General features: G+C 72.7%; 14 protein-coding genes. 5 read left to right on the top strand and 9 right to left on the bottom strand.

Annotated features, from left to right (window positions below; translation table 11 throughout):
• Positions 1-75 precede the first annotated feature (75 nt).
• The gene (locus ACLHRZ_RS29315) at positions 76-1,035 is read left to right on the top strand and encodes an AEC family transporter (RefSeq protein ID WP_490421572.1); all 960 of its coding nucleotides are present in this window, start codon (positions 76-78) and stop codon (positions 1,033-1,035) included.
• On the opposite strand, the gene ACLHRZ_RS29310 is transcribed toward ACLHRZ_RS29315, so the two are convergent.
• Complete coding sequence (locus ACLHRZ_RS29310) at positions 1,016-1,624, bottom strand: TMEM175 family protein (RefSeq protein ID WP_490421571.1); 609 nt, start codon at positions 1,622-1,624, stop codon at positions 1,016-1,018. The two genes, ACLHRZ_RS29315 and ACLHRZ_RS29310, sit on opposite strands and share 20 nt — an antisense overlap.
• A gap of 91 nt (positions 1,625-1,715) precedes the next feature.
• Positions 1,716-1,982 (bottom strand): GlsB/YeaQ/YmgE family stress response membrane protein, encoded by a 267-nt coding sequence (locus ACLHRZ_RS29305; protein WP_490421570.1) that lies wholly within the window; start codon positions 1,980-1,982, stop codon positions 1,716-1,718.
• A gap of 121 nt (positions 1,983-2,103) precedes the next feature.
• On the opposite strand from ACLHRZ_RS29305, the gene ACLHRZ_RS29300 reads away from it, so the two are divergent.
• Positions 2,104-2,343, top strand: coding sequence for a hypothetical protein (locus ACLHRZ_RS29300; RefSeq protein WP_490421569.1), 240 nt, complete (start codon positions 2,104-2,106; stop codon positions 2,341-2,343).
• Here ACLHRZ_RS29300 and ACLHRZ_RS29295 read toward each other — a convergent pair.
• The 7 genes from ACLHRZ_RS29295 to ACLHRZ_RS29265 form a co-directional block, all read right to left on the bottom strand.
• Positions 2,333-3,583 (bottom strand): cytochrome P450 family protein, encoded by a 1,251-nt coding sequence (locus ACLHRZ_RS29295; protein ID WP_490421568.1) that lies wholly within the window; start codon positions 3,581-3,583, stop codon positions 2,333-2,335. The two genes, ACLHRZ_RS29300 and ACLHRZ_RS29295, sit on opposite strands and share 11 nt — an antisense overlap.
• 213 nt (positions 3,584-3,796) lie before the next feature.
• A complete protein-coding gene (locus tag ACLHRZ_RS29290; protein ID WP_490421585.1) occupies positions 3,797-6,022 on the bottom strand; it encodes a WD40/YVTN/BNR-like repeat-containing protein in 2,226 nt (741 codons plus the stop codon).
• A 58-nt stretch (positions 6,023-6,080) separates the two neighbouring features.
• Positions 6,081-7,373, bottom strand: a complete 1,293-nt coding sequence (locus ACLHRZ_RS29285; protein ID WP_490421567.1) for an erythromycin esterase family protein — start codon at positions 7,371-7,373, stop codon at positions 6,081-6,083.
• A gap of 112 nt (positions 7,374-7,485) precedes the next feature.
• Positions 7,486-8,190: a Clp protease N-terminal domain-containing protein gene (locus ACLHRZ_RS29280; RefSeq protein ID WP_490421566.1), complete on the bottom strand. Its 705-nt coding sequence runs from the start codon at positions 8,188-8,190 to the stop codon at positions 7,486-7,488.
• Positions 8,191-8,261: 71 nt separating this feature from the next.
• The gene (locus ACLHRZ_RS29275; protein WP_490421565.1) at positions 8,262-10,007 is read right to left on the bottom strand and encodes a pyruvate dehydrogenase; all 1,746 of its coding nucleotides are present in this window, start codon (positions 10,005-10,007) and stop codon (positions 8,262-8,264) included.
• Positions 10,008-10,044: 37 nt separating this feature from the next.
• A complete protein-coding gene (locus tag ACLHRZ_RS29270) occupies positions 10,045-13,062 on the bottom strand; it encodes a lantibiotic dehydratase (RefSeq protein ID WP_490421564.1) in 3,018 nt (1,005 codons plus the stop codon).
• 100 nt (positions 13,063-13,162) lie between these two features.
• Entirely contained in the window at positions 13,163-13,309 is a 147-nt protein-coding gene (locus ACLHRZ_RS29265; RefSeq protein ID WP_490421563.1) for a hypothetical protein, read from the bottom strand.
• A gap of 154 nt (positions 13,310-13,463) precedes the next feature.
• On the opposite strand from ACLHRZ_RS29265, the gene ACLHRZ_RS29260 reads away from it, so the two are divergent.
• From ACLHRZ_RS29260 to ACLHRZ_RS29250, 3 genes are all read left to right on the top strand, one after another.
• Entirely contained in the window at positions 13,464-14,702 is a 1,239-nt protein-coding gene (locus ACLHRZ_RS29260; RefSeq protein WP_490421562.1) for a lanthionine synthetase C family protein, read from the top strand.
• A 216-nt stretch (positions 14,703-14,918) separates the two neighbouring features.
• Positions 14,919-16,001, top strand: coding sequence for an alpha/beta hydrolase (locus tag ACLHRZ_RS29255; RefSeq protein ID WP_490421561.1), 1,083 nt, complete (start codon positions 14,919-14,921; stop codon positions 15,999-16,001).
• 64 nt (positions 16,002-16,065) lie between these two features.
• A complete protein-coding gene (locus tag ACLHRZ_RS29250; protein WP_490421560.1) occupies positions 16,066-16,722 on the top strand; it encodes an NADPH-dependent FMN reductase in 657 nt (218 codons plus the stop codon).
• Positions 16,723-16,815 lie beyond the last annotated feature (93 nt).

Genomic DNA, 16,815 nt, shown 5'->3' with positions numbered 1-16,815 from the left:
GCCCTACCCGTGCGGGACCGCGCAGTTGTACGCGACCTCCGTGGATTCCGTAAAGCATGCATGCAACTGTGAGCGGTGGATCATGGACGTCCGGCGAATGGGTGGGGTGCTGTGCAATCGGTCATATCGGGTTTCGTACCCATCTGGGCCGTGACGGCCGCGGGTTGGGGCGCCGGGCGCACCGGGGTCCTCGGACCGCAGGCCCAACCCGTGCTCGCCCGCTTCGCGTTCGTGTGCGCCATGCCGGCGCTGCTGTTCCTCACCCTCTCCCGGGCACCCCTGGGCAAGGTCGCGGACCCCGGGGTCGCCGTGTTCGCGCTCAGCCTGCTGCTGGTGTTCGCGGCGGCGCTGCTGCTCTCCCGGCTGCTCTGGCCGATGCGCCCGGCCGACCGGGCCGTCGACGCCATGGCGGCGTCCTACGTCAACTCGGCCAACCTCGGCATTCCGGTGGCGCTCGGCGTGCTGGGGGACACCTCGTTCATCGCCGCCGCGGCGGTCTTCCAGATGCTGGTGGTCACCCCGCTGATCCTGGTGCTCATCGACCTCGACGCCCACCGGAGCGCGCGCGACCGCTGGCGGCGCCTGGTGCAACTGCCCCTGCGCAACCCGGTCATCGGCTCAGCCGCGGCCGGTGTGGCCGTCTCCGCAGCGGGCTGGCGGCTGCCCGGAGGCGTCGTCCAGCCGCTGCACATGATCGGCGGTGCCGGGGTGCCGACCGCGCTGTTCGCGCTCGGCATGTCGCTCAACACCCGGGTGGTTCCGGACATCAAGGGACTCACGGAGCGCTTCGTCCTCGTCGCGCTGAAGGTCGCCGTGCAGCCCGCGGCCGCCTACGCGCTCGGCCGCTGGGCCTTCGGGCTGGACCGGCACACGCTGCTGGACGTGACCCTGTGCGCGGGCCTGCCGACGGCGCAGAACGCCTTCGTCTACGCCGCCGAGTACCGGCTGCGCACCGACGTGGCCAGGGACGCCGTGGTGTGGTCGACGCTGCTGTCGTTCGGCACGCTGTCGCTGATCACGTGGCTGCTCGCCTGAAGCGGGGCGTCAGCCGGGCCAGGAAGGCCAGCCACCACCAGTACTTGGCCAGCGTGGGCGAGACCAGGGCCACCGGGACGGACGTGGCGAACGCGGCGGCCAGCGTGGCGTTGCCGTACACGGCCTGCCGTACCTGCTGTTGCGTCACCCCGAGGGCGCGCAGCGGTCCGGGGTGACGCAGGCGCAGGCACATGACCGTCATGAGGGCGGAGATCGTCGCGAGGGCGCCGCCGTAGACGGCGGTGGCGGCGGCCGTCCGGCTGTACTCGCTCAGCAGCCGGGTCGGGAACGGCAGCGCGGCGAGGACCGCCAGCAGGCCGAGCTCCAGGCGCACCATGGTGCGGTCGAGCGTGGCGACCATGCCGAACAGCTTGTGATGCCCCAGCCACAGCAGGCCGATCACCACGAACGTGAGCAGATAGGCATAGACCTTGATCAGCAGCTCGTGCAGGGCGTGGCCGAGCTCCGCCGCCGGGAGGCCGTCGGGCACATGGAGTTCGAGTGCCAGCAAGGTGATGGCGATGGCGGTCACCGCATCGGCGAACGCCAGCAGCCGGTCCACGTCGATCGCGTACGTTTCGCGCGCCACGCCCCACAGCGTGGGGGACGCCGGGTGTGCTCTGCTTATGATCCGCCCGGAATCACGCGATCGGGTGAAAAGCGGGCGGACCGGGATTCGCTCAGTCCCGTGAGTTCCCGAAGAGGATCCGGTAGCCGATCAGCAGCACCAGCGAGCCGACGATCGCCGCACCCCAGGTGGGCGCGTCGAAGAAGTGCTTGGCGATGGGCTTGTGGAGGAACTTGGCGGACAGCCAGCCGCCGAGGAACGCTCCCGCGATGCCGATGGCCGTGGTGCCGATGAAGCCGCCCGGGTCGCGGCCGGGAAGCAGGATCTTCGCGATCGCGCCTGCCAGCAGCCCCAGGATGATCCAGCCGAGGATGCCCATGGTGATGGTCCTGCCTTCCGTTGGTGCTACGTCTGTACTGTTCACGGACGCATGCCCGGCCAATGGGGTTGCATGCTCGGGGATTGCATACTTGCGTAAGTGCTGAAGTATGGTGTCGATCATGACTCAGGACGGTGTGACGGTGTGGGAGACGGCGGTCCTCGACGGCGGGCCCGCCGACGGCCTGCGGATCCGGGTGGCGGACCGGCCGGGTGTCGTCCAGGTCACCCGGCCGTGCAGCGTCGACAACCCGCCGGCCACCGGCCCCGCCCTGCAGGTGGCGGCGATGTACGTCTACCGCCGCGACCTGCGGGTCACCGCCGAGCCGCTGCGCTACGGCTTCGACGCGGTCAGCCCCTGACGGTGCGGACCGGCAGTGTGCGGTGGCCGTTGGAGATGAACGACTCCAGCGGCAGCAGTTCCTCCGCCGGTACCGCGAGCGACAGGTCCGGGAACCGCTCGAAGAGCGCCGACAGGGCGATCCGGGCCTCCATCCGGGCCAGTTCCGCACCCAGGCAGTAGTGCGTGCCGTGACCGAAGGACAAGTGCTCGCGGCGGCCCGGCCGGACGATGTCGAAGCGGCCGGCGTCCTCGCCGTGCACGCGCGGGTCGCGTCCGATGGCGGCGAAGTTGATCACGATCATCTCGCCCCGGCGGATGGTCACGCCGGACTCCGGGACGTGGATGTCCTCGACCGCGAAGCGCGGCAGGACCGTCGCCACCGGCGACTGGTTCCGCAGCGTCTCCTCGATGACGTCCGGCCATCCGGCCCGCCCCTCGCGGACCAGGTCCAGCTGGCCGGGGTGGGTGAGCAGGCCGACGATGGCCTGGTCGAGGAGGTTGACGGTCGTCTCGTGCCCGGCGCCTATGAGCAGCAGCAGGCTGTCGAGCAGCTCCTGCTCGCTCAGCCGGGTGCCGGTCTCGTCGTCGTGTGCGTCGATGAGCACGCTGGTCACGTCGTCGCCCGGGGTCTCCCGCTTGACGGCGACGAGCTCGGTCAGCAGCCCGTACAGCGCCTGCGCGTTCGCCACGGACTCCGCTTCGGAGACGCTGGTGTCGAATTGGCTGCCGATCGCGGTGCGGAAGGCGTCGTGCATCGAGTCGGGCACGCCGAGCAGGGTGTTGACGACGCGCAGGGGCAGCAGCCACGCGAACCCGGCGCGCAGGTCGACCACGCCGTCCTCGTCCGGGGCGAGTCCGTCGAGGAGTTCGGCGGTGATCTTCTCGATGGCCGGGGCCAGGGCCCGCACGCGGCGCGGCCCGAAGGCGGTGCCGAGCAGCCGGCGCAGCCGGGTGTGCTCGTCGCCGTAGGCGGTGAGCGCGTTGCGCACGTCCACCCACATGCGCAGCGGCCAGTTCTCGGGTATCTCGCCGTCGAGGAGGGCGGGCCAGTGCCGGTGGCCGTCCTTGGAGACGCGGGCGTCGGTGAGCAGCCGCTTGGCCAGGGCGGAGTCGGTCACCGACCAGGCCTGCACGCCGCCGGGCAGCTCGACGCGCGCCGCGGGCCCGAGGGCGCGCAGCCGGGCCGCCTCGCCGTGCACGTCGGAAGCGGCCGGATCGAGGGCGAACGGGCAGGCGGTTGCGGTGTGCTGAGTGTTCATGTGCTCTCTTGCTGCGGGTACGGGACGGCGCACCCGGCCCGGCGCGGTTCGGTGCCGCGCGTCACTGTCGACCCGTTGCCGCTTTCCCCCTGCCGACCCGGTGCGGCGCCCTCATTTCTATCACCGGGGGACGCGGCGGACCGTGTGAGCCAGATCTCTCGACGGTGCCTGCGGCGGCGGGCCTAGGGCCTGCACTGACCCATCGGACAGGCCCTATGGGACCCGGGTCGCATAGAAGCCCCGCCCGAAGGTGGCGGCCACCAGCCGGTGGGCGGCGTGGTCGTAGGCGATGCCCGAGACGGGGACCAGCGGGAGGCCGGAGCCGAGGCGGTGCCAGCCGCGGGTGGTGCGGGTGAACACCCCTTGGTCGGTGGCGGCGTAGAGCCTGCCGCCGACCCCGCTCAGCACGTCGTTGACGGGGGCCCGGGGCAGGTTCCCGGACAGGTCGGTCCAGGTGCGGCCGGCGTCGGCGGTGTGCAGCAGGTGGGGCAGGGGCGAGCCGGAGCGGTAGCCGGAGAGCGCGACCCAGGCTCCTGCAGGGTTGCGGGGGTCGGCGGTCACGCGGGTCACCCACGGCTGCCCGTCGAGGACCTTGGACCAGTGCCGGCCCAGGTCGCGGGTCACCCAGAGGCGGCCGTCGTCGGTGCCCGCCCACACGGTGGCGCCGTCGCGCGCCGCCGCGACCGTGGTGATCGTCCCGTACGGGTAGGTGTCGCGGCCGGGGCCACCGGTCAGGTCCGGGCTGATCGGCTCCCAGGTCGCCCCGCCGTCGGCCGAGCGGTTGAGCCGGTTGCCGCCGTAGTACAGGACGCGCGGGTCCGCGGGGTCGAACTGCACCGGCGTGAACCAGTTGCGGCGGTCCGCGGTGGTGGCGGCGTCGAAGGGCGTCATCGTCGTTCCGCCGTCGGTGGAACGGGCGCAACTGCCGTACTGGTAGCAGGCGTAGACGTGGTTCTCGTCGGTGGGGTCGATGAGGTTCTGCAGGCCGTCGCCGCCGAAGTAGGTGTTGAACCGCGCGCCGCCCCAGGACCGCACCGAGCCGTTGTCCTGGGCGCCGCCGGAGATCCGTCCGGGGTCCCGGGGAGTGGTGGCCACGCTGTACAGCTGGGTCCACGGCTCGTACACGGCCTTGCTCCAGTCGCCGTCCCCACTCGTGTCCGAGCGGTAGACCCCGCCGTCGTTGCCGAGGTAGACCCGCCCGGGGCGGCGCGGGTCCCAGATCATGGCGTGCTGGTCGGAGTGGACGGCGTCGTGGTCGTCGGTCCACGTCGCGCCGCCGTCGGCCGAGGTCATCAGGCCGACGCCGGCGGCGTGCCGATGCCGGGCGTCCCGGGGGTCGGCCCAGACCTTGCCGAACCACCAGCTGTAGCTGCTCTGCGACTGTTCGAGCCGTTTGTCGTCGGGCAGTCTCGACCAGCTGTCGCCGGCGTCGGCGGAGGTGTAGAAGCCGGCGAAGCCGCCCGCCGCGTCGCCGACGAGCGCGTACAGCCGTCCCGGTGCGGAGGCGGCGACGGCGAGCCCGATGCGGCCGGTGTCCGGGCCGGGGGAGGGCAGCCCGCCGCCCAGCCGCCTCCAGTGGGCTCCGGCGTCGTCGGAGCGGTAGACCCCCGAACCGGCGCCGCCGTAGGTGCGCTTGTCGGGTTCGCGGCGGTGGTCCCACAGCACCGCGTAGACGCGGCGCGGCACGGCCGGGTCGAACTGCACGTCGACGGCGCCGGTGAACGGGCCCGGCACGTCGAGCACGCGCCGCCAGGAGGAGCCGGAGTCGGCGGACAGGTACACGCCGCGGTCGCCGCCGGGGGAGTAGAGCGAGCCGGTCGCCGCGGCCAGGATCCGGCGCGGGGAGCGGGGGTCCACGGCGAGGGCGCCGATCGTCCCCGAGTCGCGCAGGCCGGCGGGATGCCAGGTGCGGCCGCGGTCGGCCGACCGGTAGACCCCGGTGCCCTCGTAAGTGACGCTTCCGCCGCCCGGGTTGGGCTCCCCGGTGCCCGCGTAGAGCATGCCGTCCGGTGAGGCCGCGACCGCCCCCATGGCCTGGGTGGCGCCGTCCGGCCAGGCGGGGCGGAAGGTGCGGCCCGCGTCGTCCGAGCGCCACAGCCCGCCGCTGGCGGCGGCCGCGTACAGGGTGTCCGCGCGCCGCGGGTCGAGGGCGAGGGAGACGACCCGGCCGCCGATGTTCGTCGGACCGAGCGGCTGCCAGCGGCCGGGGACGGCCGGCAGCGCGGCGGCCTGCGCCGCGGCCCGGTCGAAGGCGTGGCGGGGCAACGGCCTGCCGGGCACGGCCTTCTGGAGGTAGCTGAACTCGGCGGGGGCGGCGGGGCCGCGCAGCGGACCGCGGGCGGGGCCCGCGGCGACCGGGGCGGCCGGAGCCAGGAAGGCGGTGAGAGCCGCGAGCGCGACGGCGGCCGCGCGTGCTGTGGTCGACCTCGACAGGCGCATCACGAGGGGCCAGTGTGCAGCAACGGGCCGCAGATGGCCAGTGGTTGAGGAGGGGAAATCAGTAGCCGAGTGAGGCGAGGCCGCCGAAGACGGTGGACTGCGGGACGTGCAGCATGCCGTCGAAGGCCTCCAGGACGGGCGTGTGCAGATACGCGCCCTGCATCCGGATCCGGTCCGGCCCGGCCGGCGAACGCGGCGCCCCGCGCAGCGCGACGAGGCCGGCCCCGGGGGCCGCTCCGGCGAACGCGGCCTCGATGCTGCCCGGTTCGGGGGCGCCGAGCGGGGTGGGGTCGACGGCGAAGCCGAAGCGGGCGTGCTCGTCCAGGCGCATCTCCGCGGTGTCGCCGCCGGTGCTGGTCAGGCCGAGCGCGAAGTAGTCGTCGCCGAGGGCGCGGTGCAGGTGCTGCCCCATGGGCAGGGCGGAGAGCGTGCCGCCGTGTGCGACGGGCGCTTTCTGGATGTGGGCGTTGTGGGCCGCGAGCACGATCCGGGTGTCCGGCGCGGAGTGCTCCAGGTGCCAGAGCACGGAGCCGGCCATGTAGACCTCGCGGGCCGAGGTGTCGGCGGGCAGCCCCTTGCCGGCGAAGAGTTCGGACATGGCGCGGTAGGTGTAGTCGGTGTGGCACGCGCCTTCCACGCGCCGCAGCGCCAGGTCGTAGGCGTCCTGGCCGCCGTGCGCGACGTACAGCGGCTCGACGGTCCGGAAGCGGGTGGCCAGCCGCAGCAGCAGGGCGCTGAGGGCGTCCTGGTCCGCGGCGCCGAGACGGGCCCAGGCGGGTGCGGAGGCGGCCATGGACGGGGCCGCGAAGCGCTCGGCGATGCCGATCGCCTGCTCGGCCAGCGGCACGGCGGCCGGGTCGGTCTCGCGCAGGTACGTCAGGACCGGGATCAGCGCGGGCAGCAGCGAGCCGCCCGCCTCGGGGAGGTCGGCACCGGCGAACCGCACGGGGCGGGGCGCGCGGGCGTTGTGCCGGCGCAGCCAGCGCAGCGGCTCGTGGATGCCCACCGGCAGGGCCGCCGTGGCGAGTTCGTCGAGATCGGCCTCCGTGCCCGCGCCCCGGGTCCAGGCGTCGACGGCGAAGGCCTCGCTGAAGCCGTACTCGAAGGCGAGGACGGTGAAGCCGCAGCGCTCGACGAGGAAGCGCAGGATGCGGTGGCGGGCACGGGCGAATTCCTCGATGAAGTGCGAGTTCTCGCCGATCGCGACCACGCGGGCGCCGCCGATGGCCTCCCGCAGTGGCTCCAGGTCGTCGAGCGGGGCGTCGGGGTCGAGCCCGTCGAGCGGCGCGGTGTTGCTGCGGAGCCATGCGGCGAAGGTGTCGTCGTGGGCGTCGCCGTGAACCGGAGGCATGCGTTCACGCTATCCGGCAGGAGTCGGCGCCGCGAACGAATATCGGGGCCCGGTGTCGTGCCGGCGGTCGGGTGGTGGTGGGGGCGGCGCGAGCACGCCGCCCCGCGTTTCGCTACTGCTTGTCGCGCGCGGCGAGCCGTCGGGCGATCCCGGTCGCGACCGTCTCGTGCAGCTCGTCCGACGTGAAGCCGAGGCCGTGCAGGATCTGCGCGGCCGGGCTCTGCTCGGTGCGGATCAGGCCCAGCAGTGTGTGTTCCGTGCCGACCCAGTCGTGGCCGAGGCCGACCGACGCGTGACGTGCCTGCTCAATGACGTTCTTGCTCTCCGGCCGGAACGCGATATGACCCCGCAGCGCCTTCTTCCCGGCCGGCGGCATCACTTCCTCGATCGCGTCGCGGATGCGCTGCTCCGAGCCGGTCTTCGCCACCAGCACCTCGTACGCCAGGCCCTGCGGTTCGCCGAGCAGGCCGAGCAGGATGTGTTCGGTGCCGATGAAGTCGTGCTTGCGCGTTCGGGCGGCTTCCTGGGCCAGCACGATGCTGTGCCGGTTGAGGTTGGTGAACCGCTCGAACGCGTTGGGTGCGTGGCGTTGCTGAGCGGCCTGTTTGGACACGCCGATGGCGTCGCCGATCTCGGTCCATGACGCGCCGGACTGCTTGGCCCTGCTGACGTAGTGGTCGATGAGCTGGTCGCCGAGGTCGGACAGCGTCTGGGCGCGAAGGCGCGCCTCGCTGATGCGGGCCAGTTCACTGGAGTCGGGGAGTTCCTCGTCGAGCCGGGCGATCAGGTCGGCGAGGCTGATGTCGAGTGGACTCATGCGTCAACCGTAAGTTGACGACACCTTGCCGTCAACCAGCAATTGACGGTTGCTCGTTCTGAAACGACCGGTCAAGGACGGGGCACGTTGCGCAGGTTGGAGCGGGCCATCTGGAGCATGCGGCCCACCCCGCCGTCCAGGACGATCTTCCCCGCGGACACGGCGAATCCGCCCACCATCTCCGCGGTGATCTTCGGGGGGATGGACAGGGCATTGGGGTCGGTGACGACGTCCACGAGCGCCGGGCCCTTGTGCCGGAAGGCGTCGCGCAGCGCACTGCGCACCTGCCTGGGCTTCTCCACCCGCACACCGAAGGCGCCCGCCGCCCGGGCGATGGCCGCGAAGTCGGGGTTGTGATTGGTGGTTCCGTGGGAGGGGAGGCCGCTCACCAGCATCTCCAGTTCGACCATGCCCAGCGAGGAGTTGTCGAACAGCACCACTTTGACCGGCAGGTCGTACTGGACCAGGGTGAGGAAGTCGCCCATCAGCATCGTGAACCCGCCGTCGCCGGACATCGAGACGACCTGGCGGCCGCGGTCGAGCAGCTGGGCGCCGATGGCCTGCGGCAGGGCGTTGGCCATCGAGCCGTGCGTGAAGGAACCGATCACGCGGCGGCGGCCGTTGGGGGTGAGATAGCGGGCGGCCCACACGTTGTTCATACCGGTGTCGACGGTGAACACCGCATCGTCGGCGGCCTCTTCGTCCAGTACGGAGGCCACGTACTCGGGATGGACCGGCGTGTGCTTCTCGATCTTGCGCGTATAGGCCTTCACGACGCCTTCGAGGGCGTCGGCGTGTTTCTCGAGCATCCTGTCGAGGAACCTCCGGTCCGTCTTGGGACGGACCTGCGGGGTCAGGCAGCGCAGCGTCTCGCGGACGTCGCCCCACACCGCGAGATCGAGCTTCACGCGCCGGCCCAGGTGCTCGGGCCGCACGTCCACCTGCACGATCCGCACGTCGCCGTGGGGGAGGAAGGCGTTGTACGGGAAGTCGGTGCCCAGCAGGAGCAGCAGGTCGCACTCGTGGGTGGCCTCGTAGGCCGCGCCGTACCCGAGCAGGCCGCTCATGCCCACGTCGTAGGGGTTGTCGTACTGGATCCACTCCTTGCCGCGCAGGGCGTGCCCCACCGGGGACTTCACCCGTTCCGCGAACGCCATCACCTCGTCGTGGGCGCCCGCGGTGCCGCTGCCGCAGAAGAGGGTCACCTTCTCCGCCTCGTCGACCATGCGGGCCAGGGCGGCGATCTCCGCGTCGCCGGGCCGTACCGAGGGGCGGTTGGTGGCCGGCGCGTGCTCGACGCTGCGTTCGGGGGCCGGCGCGGCGGCGATGTCGCCGGGCAGGGCGACGACGCTCACGCCGCCCTGGCCGACCGCGTGCTGGATGCCGGTCTGCAGCACCCGGGGCATCTGGCGGGGGCTGGAGACGAGCTCGCTGTAGTGACTGCACTCCTGGAAGAGCCGGTCCGGGTGCGTCTCCTGGAAGAACCCGGTGCCGATCTCGCTGCTGGGGATGTGCGAGGCGAGCGCGAGGACCGGGGCCATCGAACGGTGGGCGTCGTAGAGCCCGTTGATGAGGTGCAGGTTGCCCGGGCCGCACGAGCCCGCGCACGCGGCGAGCGTGCCGGTCAGCTGGGCCTCGGCGCCCGCGGCGAAGGCGGCGGTCTCCTCGTGGCGCACCTGGATCCACTCGATGCCGCGGTGGCGGCGCACGGCGTCGACGACGGGGTTGAGGCTGTCGCCGACCACCCCGTAGAGCCGCTGCACCCCCGCCCGCACCAGGATGTCCACGAACTGTTCGGCGACCGTCTGCTTCGCCATGGTGCGCACCTGCCCTCCGTGGCCGTCCTTCTCCCCATCAACCCACGGAATGTGCGGCTGTGCCATCGGCCCGGCGGCGTCCGCGGCGGATCTCCAGCGCGCCGCGGGCGATGGCCCGGGCCCGGTCCTCCGCCTCGGGGTCGATGCCCAGCAGCCGGTTGTGGTGCAGGTGCACCAGGCCCGTCAGCGCCGTCCGGCGGTCCGCGGCGGGCAGGGAGCGCAGCACCTCGCCGTAGCGGGACAGCACAGGGGCCCGTTCCGGGGCGCCGGGCAGGGCGTGCGGCAGCGCCTCCATCCGTGCGGCCGCCTGCCGGCGGCGGTCGCGCACGGCGTCGTGGGCGGGGGAGCGGGGATACGTGGCCAGGAGCCACCCTTCGGCGTCCTCCTCGCCGAGGACGTGCCGCACGACGTCGAGCATGTTGAGGGCGCCCAGCAGCTCCCGCTCCATCGGCAGGTGGCCCGTCTCCAGGGCGGTGAGCTGGGCCAGCACGGCCGCGCTGTCCGCGCAGAACGCCTCCTCGGCCGCCACCGTCGCGGCCCGGCCCCCGTAGCGCTCCCACTCGGGCTCGTAGGTGTCGAGCACCAGCCGGCCGGCCAGCCCCGAGCGCCGCAGGTCCGCGAACCAGTCGTGGACGCGGGGCAGCAACTGCCGGTTGAGGGCCTCGGGGTCACCGTGGAAGCGCAGACGCAGGTGGGGGCCGGGGTCGCGGTAGCGGAGGAAGAACCAGCGGTCGGTCCCCTCGGGGAGCGCCGCCAGCAGGCGCGGCACGTGCCGCGCCAGCAACTCGTTCTGCCGGTGCGTCGAGCCGTGGACCTTGGCGTACAGCCACTCGCCGCCCGGTGCCTGCGAGCGGACGGCCCGGACCGGGGCGCGCCGTGCCGGCCGTGGAGCGGCCGGCCGCGGTGCGAGCAGCGGGAAGACGATCTCGGCGGCGTGTGCACCGTCCTCCCCGGAGAACCACCCGTACGCGTGCTCCTCCTCCGGCACTTCGCGCAGTACCGCATCGGGCGAGCGCAGGACGTCCTGCCGCACCAGCCGGATGTGCAGCTCCGAGCCCAGGTCGAGCTCCAGGGTGCGGTCGGCCACGCACAGTTGCACCCGGTCCGGCACGCCCCAGCGCTCACGCCAACGGCCGAATTCCCGGCGCCACTTGTCGTCCGGCATGCTGTCGTCGGCGAAGCAGGGGTCGGTCATGCGCCAGCGCGCCGGGGCGAGCACGGTGCGTCCGTAGCGCACGCGCGGGGTGTACGGGGCGGCCTCCATCGGGCCCCAGTCCCACCCGAAGCCCGGCCGCACGCCGGACAGGCGGATCTCGCGCAGGAAGCGGCCGAGGTTGGAGGCCTGTGCCGCGGGGTTGAGCATGTTCCAGGCGAGCGGCACGATCCGGCGGCCGGTGCTCGACACGACCAGGTGCAGCCGGGTCGTGTCGGCTTCCACCGCGAGGTCGTCGAGCCGTACGACGCAGGGGTCGGCGGGGTCGGCGAAGGAGCCGACGACGATCTGCCGGTCCAGCCACTGCGGGACCCGGGTCAGGTTCGCCGAGCGTGCGTGGACCGTGCGCAGGGAGAGCTGGGCGCAGTCCGCGCCGCCGGACTCGGCGTCCCGGCACGCCAGTGCGGTGCGCCGGGCCGCGTCGGGCAGCAGGTGGGAGAACCGGCCGATCGTCGCTCCGGCGTGGTCGGCGCCCGTCCCCGGGGCCAGCCAGAGGCGGAAGCGCCCGGCGGTGAGGTCGTCGGCGGAGCCGGCCAGGACGCGGGCGTACAGCTCCAGTGAGGCGGGCGGCGGCAGTTCGGCGCCGGGGCTCAGCCGGGCGACGAGGCCGTCGTCGAGGACGATCTCGCGCTGTCCGGCCAGGGCCGCGCTCTGTGCCAGTTCGATGCGCAGCTCCGCCTGCGGCGTGACGGCCGGGCGGGGCGGCTTCTCCCGGTCGCCGGGCGGCATGAGATACCCGGCGGGTGCGCCGAGTCCGCAGTCCGCGTCGAGCAGTTCCCGCAGCGGGACCGGACGGCCGGTGCCGTACCGTTCGAGGAAGTCGCCGTGGTACTGGGCGAGATGGGGCACCGCCGGGGACAGGGACATCCGCCAGAGGGCCGTGGCGGCGCGCTCGGCCTCGGCCGCCACGCCGGCGGGCAGGCGCACGTCCGCATCGAGTGCCAGGTCCACCTGCAGGGGTCGCTCGGAGGCGTGCAGGCGCTGCATCCGCTGAGCCGCCGCGGCGGTGTCGGCGCCGAGCTCGCGGTGGACGGCGGCCAGTTCGGTGCGTTCGGGGACGTCGGGGAGGCGGCCGATCGCGTGGGTGAGGGGGTCGACCGTGCCGGGGGCGGGGTGCAGCTCGGTGAGCAGGAACTCGTGCTCGACCAGGTGCGTCAGCAGGTCGTCCACGCGCGATGCGGGGACGGACGGGAAGCGTTCGGTCATCCTGCGGCGCAGCTCGCCGTGGACGACCGGGACGGCGGCGAGGGCACGGGCGGCCTCGACGGGGGCCGTGTGCCGGACGGAGACCTCGGCGACGGCGCGGCCAGCGCAGGGCAGGACGAGCCGGTCGCCCCGCACGAAGGCCAGGTCGTTGGCCGTCACCCGTAGCCCGGGCAGGACGTCGGGCCGCGTCTCCAGGCGGGTGAGGAGCTCCGTCAGCCAGGCCATGTCGGGGCGCGCCACCGCCCGGTGGGCCCGGCCGAGCCGGGCCTCGGCGGTGTCCGAGACCTGCACGGCGGCGACGCCCGCGAACAGGCCGAAGGGCGTGGGCCGCGACGCCATCCGGATGCAGTAGCGGGTCAGCGAGAGCGCGGCTCCGCGCAGCCGCTTCAGCTCGACCGGTCCGCCGTCGCGCACCTCGGTCACGGTGCGGGCCAGGGAAGGGCTGGCCGTCGCGACGGCCTCCTGCACTCCCGGGCGGGAGACGAGCCCGGCAATGTACCGGGTCAGGTGTTCGCGTTCGCCGGAATCACCGGGACGGAGCTGTTCCCAGGTGTTCCGGAGCGTGTCGTGGGCGAGGACCGGAGCCCTCAGCAGGGCGATATCCGCGCAGCGGAAAATCGATGCCGGTGCGGACACGAAAGAGCCCCCGAAAAGAAATCGATAAAGAATGATGGCAGGCGGCCGGGCCGCTTTCCCGGGTTTCGGGAAAGCGGCCCGGCCGGATCCGGCGTGCTTTTCAGCAGTGCATCGCGGTGCAGAAGCAGGTGCCCAGTGAGGGGTGCGCGGCCAGGGTCTCGTCGACCGGGGCGGCAATTTCCCTGAGGTCCAGGTCGAAAGCGTCGGCCTCGATCATGTCGACCTCGGCGAGGTGCATCGTCTTCATTTGTTTCTCCTTGCTGTCGGGCCGGGGAGTCCGGCGCGATTCGAACGCTAGGACACGTTTACGATCTTCGTCAAACCCGGGTCGGAAAGCCCCTGGCGAAGTGTTAAGGGATTGTTTCCGGCTCGTTCCGGAATTGCTGAGAAGAGGAAAACCGATGAAGAATTCCCGGCGGATCGAGGCGGCGGTCGAGGCGGTCGCGGGCCGGCTCGGCGACCCCGGCCGCATCCCCGGAGCCGTCTCGCTGGGCGAGGGCCACCCCGGGGTGGCCCTGCTGCACGCCAGGCTCGGGCGCGAGGACCCTGCCCGGCGCCCGGTGGCGCACGCCCACCTGGCCGCCGCGGTGTCCCGCCTCGGGAGCCCGCAGCCGGCTGTCGGGCTCTACTACGGTGTACCGGCCCTGGCCTTCGCCGTGCGCTCCGCGGTCGCGCGGCCGCAGGACTACGCCCGGCTCCTCCCGGCGCTGGACGAGCGCGTCGCCGGGCACGTGCGCTCCGTCCTGGCCCGGGAACGGGCCCGGCTGGCGGCCGGGACGGCCGGGCCCGCCATGGCCGACTACGACGTGATCGGCGGACTCGCGGGAATCGGCCGCTACTTGCTCGCCTGCGGCGCCGAGCAGAGGCAACTGCTCCGCGAAGTCCTCGCCCATTTCGTCGAGTTGAGCCGTCCATTGCGGAACGACGGCCGGACGGTCCCGGGTTGGCTGGTGTCCGGACCGCCGTCCCCGGCCGCGGCGGACAGTTACCCGCGCGGACACCTCAACCTCGGCCTCGCGCACGGCATTCCGGGCCCGCTGGCCCTGCTGGCCCTCGCCCAACGGGAGGGCGTCGTCGTGCCGGGGGCGGACGACGCCATGCGGCACATCGCGGGCTGGCTGCGGGAGCACCGCCTGCAGGACGGCGGGACCGCCTCCTCGTGGCCGGCCTGCCTGGACCCGGACCACCGCCACGGGCGCGACGGCGTCCATGCACCCCGGTCCCGCTCCGCGTGGTGCTACGGCACACCGGGCGTCGCCCGTGCCCTGCAGCTGGCGGGCCTGGCGCTGGGCGAGCCCGGGTGGCAGCGGGAGGCCGTCGACGCGGTGCTCGCCGTGCTGGAGCGACCGCGCCGGGAGTGGGGGCTCCCGGACGGCATGATCTGCCACGGGACCGCAGGGCTGCTCCAGGTCGTCACCCGGATGGCCCAGGACAGCGGTGACGTCCGGCTGCACGCCGCGCTCGGTCCGCTGGCCGCGGAGGTCATGGTGCACCGCGATCCGGCGCGGGAGTTCGTCTTCTCCTCCCTGTACGGCTTCCTGGAAGGGGCGGCGGGCACCGCCCTCGCGCTGGCCGACCACCTGGCGGGGCCGGTGCCGGACGGGGGGCTGCCCTGGGACGCGGCGCTGCTGATCGCCTAGGGCCTGTCCGATGGGTCAGTGCGGGCCCCGCGGCGTCTGGTGCGGTGCATCGCAAGGCGGAGCATCATCCGCGTACTGGGCATACTCGGGTGATGCGACAACGCGGCGAGGTGCCGTGCCGGGCGTCGTGGGGTCTGTGCTGACCCATCGGACAGGCCCTAGGGCCGCGGGTGCGCGCCGGGGGGCCGGCGGCGAGAATCCTCTTGGAGTATTGCGATGTCCTACTCGCCCGGCAGCACTCACCGATCGAAGGCGCGTGATCGAATATCACGCGCCAAGAAGTGGTGCGTGGTGCTGGCCTCCCTGGTGGTGCTCGGGCTCATCGCCTGGCCGGTGCTCGACCACTTCGGCGTCTTCCCGGACAAGGGCGAAACCATCCGGTTCGGCAGGAAGCCCAGTGGCGTTCAGGCCACGCAGAGCACCGACCCCCGGACGCTGATGCCCACCGGGCCCGAGGCGGACTTCCGGGAGGAGAGCACCCTGGACGACGGCACGAAGATCGCAGTGACGACCCTGCACGGAGCCAAGTCGGGTTTCACCGGCCCGGTGTGGGTGTGGGCCCCCAAGCAGTACGACGACCCGGCGTACGCGAAGAGCGGCTTCCCCGTGATGATCGCCCTGCCCGGGGGCGCGGGCTTCCCGAAGAACTACTGGATGGGCACCGACCTGCATCTGCAGACCTCCATCACCACGTGGGCCGAGGAGGGCAAGAGCCTCCCGTTCATCGTGGTCATGCCGGTGCTGAACCCGGTCCCCGAGAACAAGGGCGTGTACTACGACGCCAGCGACATCCCCGGCCAGCCGAAAATGGGCACCTGGCTCACCGAGGACGTCCCCGACCTGGTCAAGGCCAACTTCCGTACGCTGAAGGCGCGGGACGGCTGGTGCTTCATGGGCTCGTCCACCGGCGGCTTCGCGGGGCTGAAGTCCGTGCTGCAGAAGCCGGACAAGTTCAAGACCGTCATCGCCTCCGGCCCCGACATCGTGCCCGACTCCCGGCTGTGGGCCGGCCACGAGCAGGAGCGGCAGCAGAACAACCCGCAGGTGCTGGCGCGGGAGCTGATCGCCCGCGGCGGGCCGGACGTCTACATCGCCTTCCAGATCGGCACCAGGGAGAAGAAGGCCATGGCGGACGTGAAGCAGTTCATCGCCACCTACGGCAACACGGGCCCCGTCCACACGATGCTGCGCGAGATACCCAACGGCTCGCACAATGCACGGACGTACGTGCCCAGCATGGGGGACGGGCCCATCCAGTGGATCAGCTCGCACATGGAGGCACCGGTCCCGCACCCGTGACGGACTCACCGGACCGGCGTCCGCCGGGTCGCCGGGAGCCCCCGGCGGCGCCATGATGGGCCCCATGGCCACCGATGCGGCACCCGCCCCGATCCGGGTCCTGGTCCTGAGCGCCTCGCTGCGCGCCGACGCCCTCAACACCCGCCTCGCCGCGCTCCTGGCGCGCCTCGTCGAGGACACGGGCGCCGTGGCCGACACGGCCCGGCTGGCGGACTTCCCCATGCCCCTCTACGACGGCGACGTGGAGACGGCCGACGGCATCCCGCAGGGGGCCCGCGCCCTGTGCGAACGGCTGGACGCCTGCGACGCCTTCGTCATCTCCTCGCCGGAGTACAACGCCTCGGTGCCCGGGGTGCTGAAGAACGCCGTCGACTGGATCTCTCGGGTCCGGCCGCAGCCGTTCAAGGACAAACAGGCCCTGCTGGCCTCGGCCTCCCCCTCCATGGTCGGCGGCAACCGCGGGCTGTGGGCCCTGCGGGTCCCGCTCGAACACCTCGGCACACGCGTGTACCCCGACATGTTCAGCCTGGCCAAGGCGCACGAGATGCTCCAGGACGGGCAGTTGTCCGACAGCGGGCTGCAGGACCGGCTCGCGGAGACCGTGTCCTCGTTCCTGAGCCTGGTCGAGGCGGACACCCGCTACGTGTGCCTGCAGCGGCGCTGGTACGAGTTCCTCGGTGACCGCACGGACGCCCCGCTGACCCAGCGCGCCCAGGACTGACGAGCCGAGCGCTGCCCGCACTCCTGTGCCCGTATCACCCGATCTGCGTCTTTTGCCTGCGCCAACGGCACGCCACCATCAGGGGATCCACTG

This window comes from Streptomyces sp. AM25, assembly GCF_058146165.1.
This window is presented reverse-complemented; position numbering and strand designations above follow the sequence as displayed.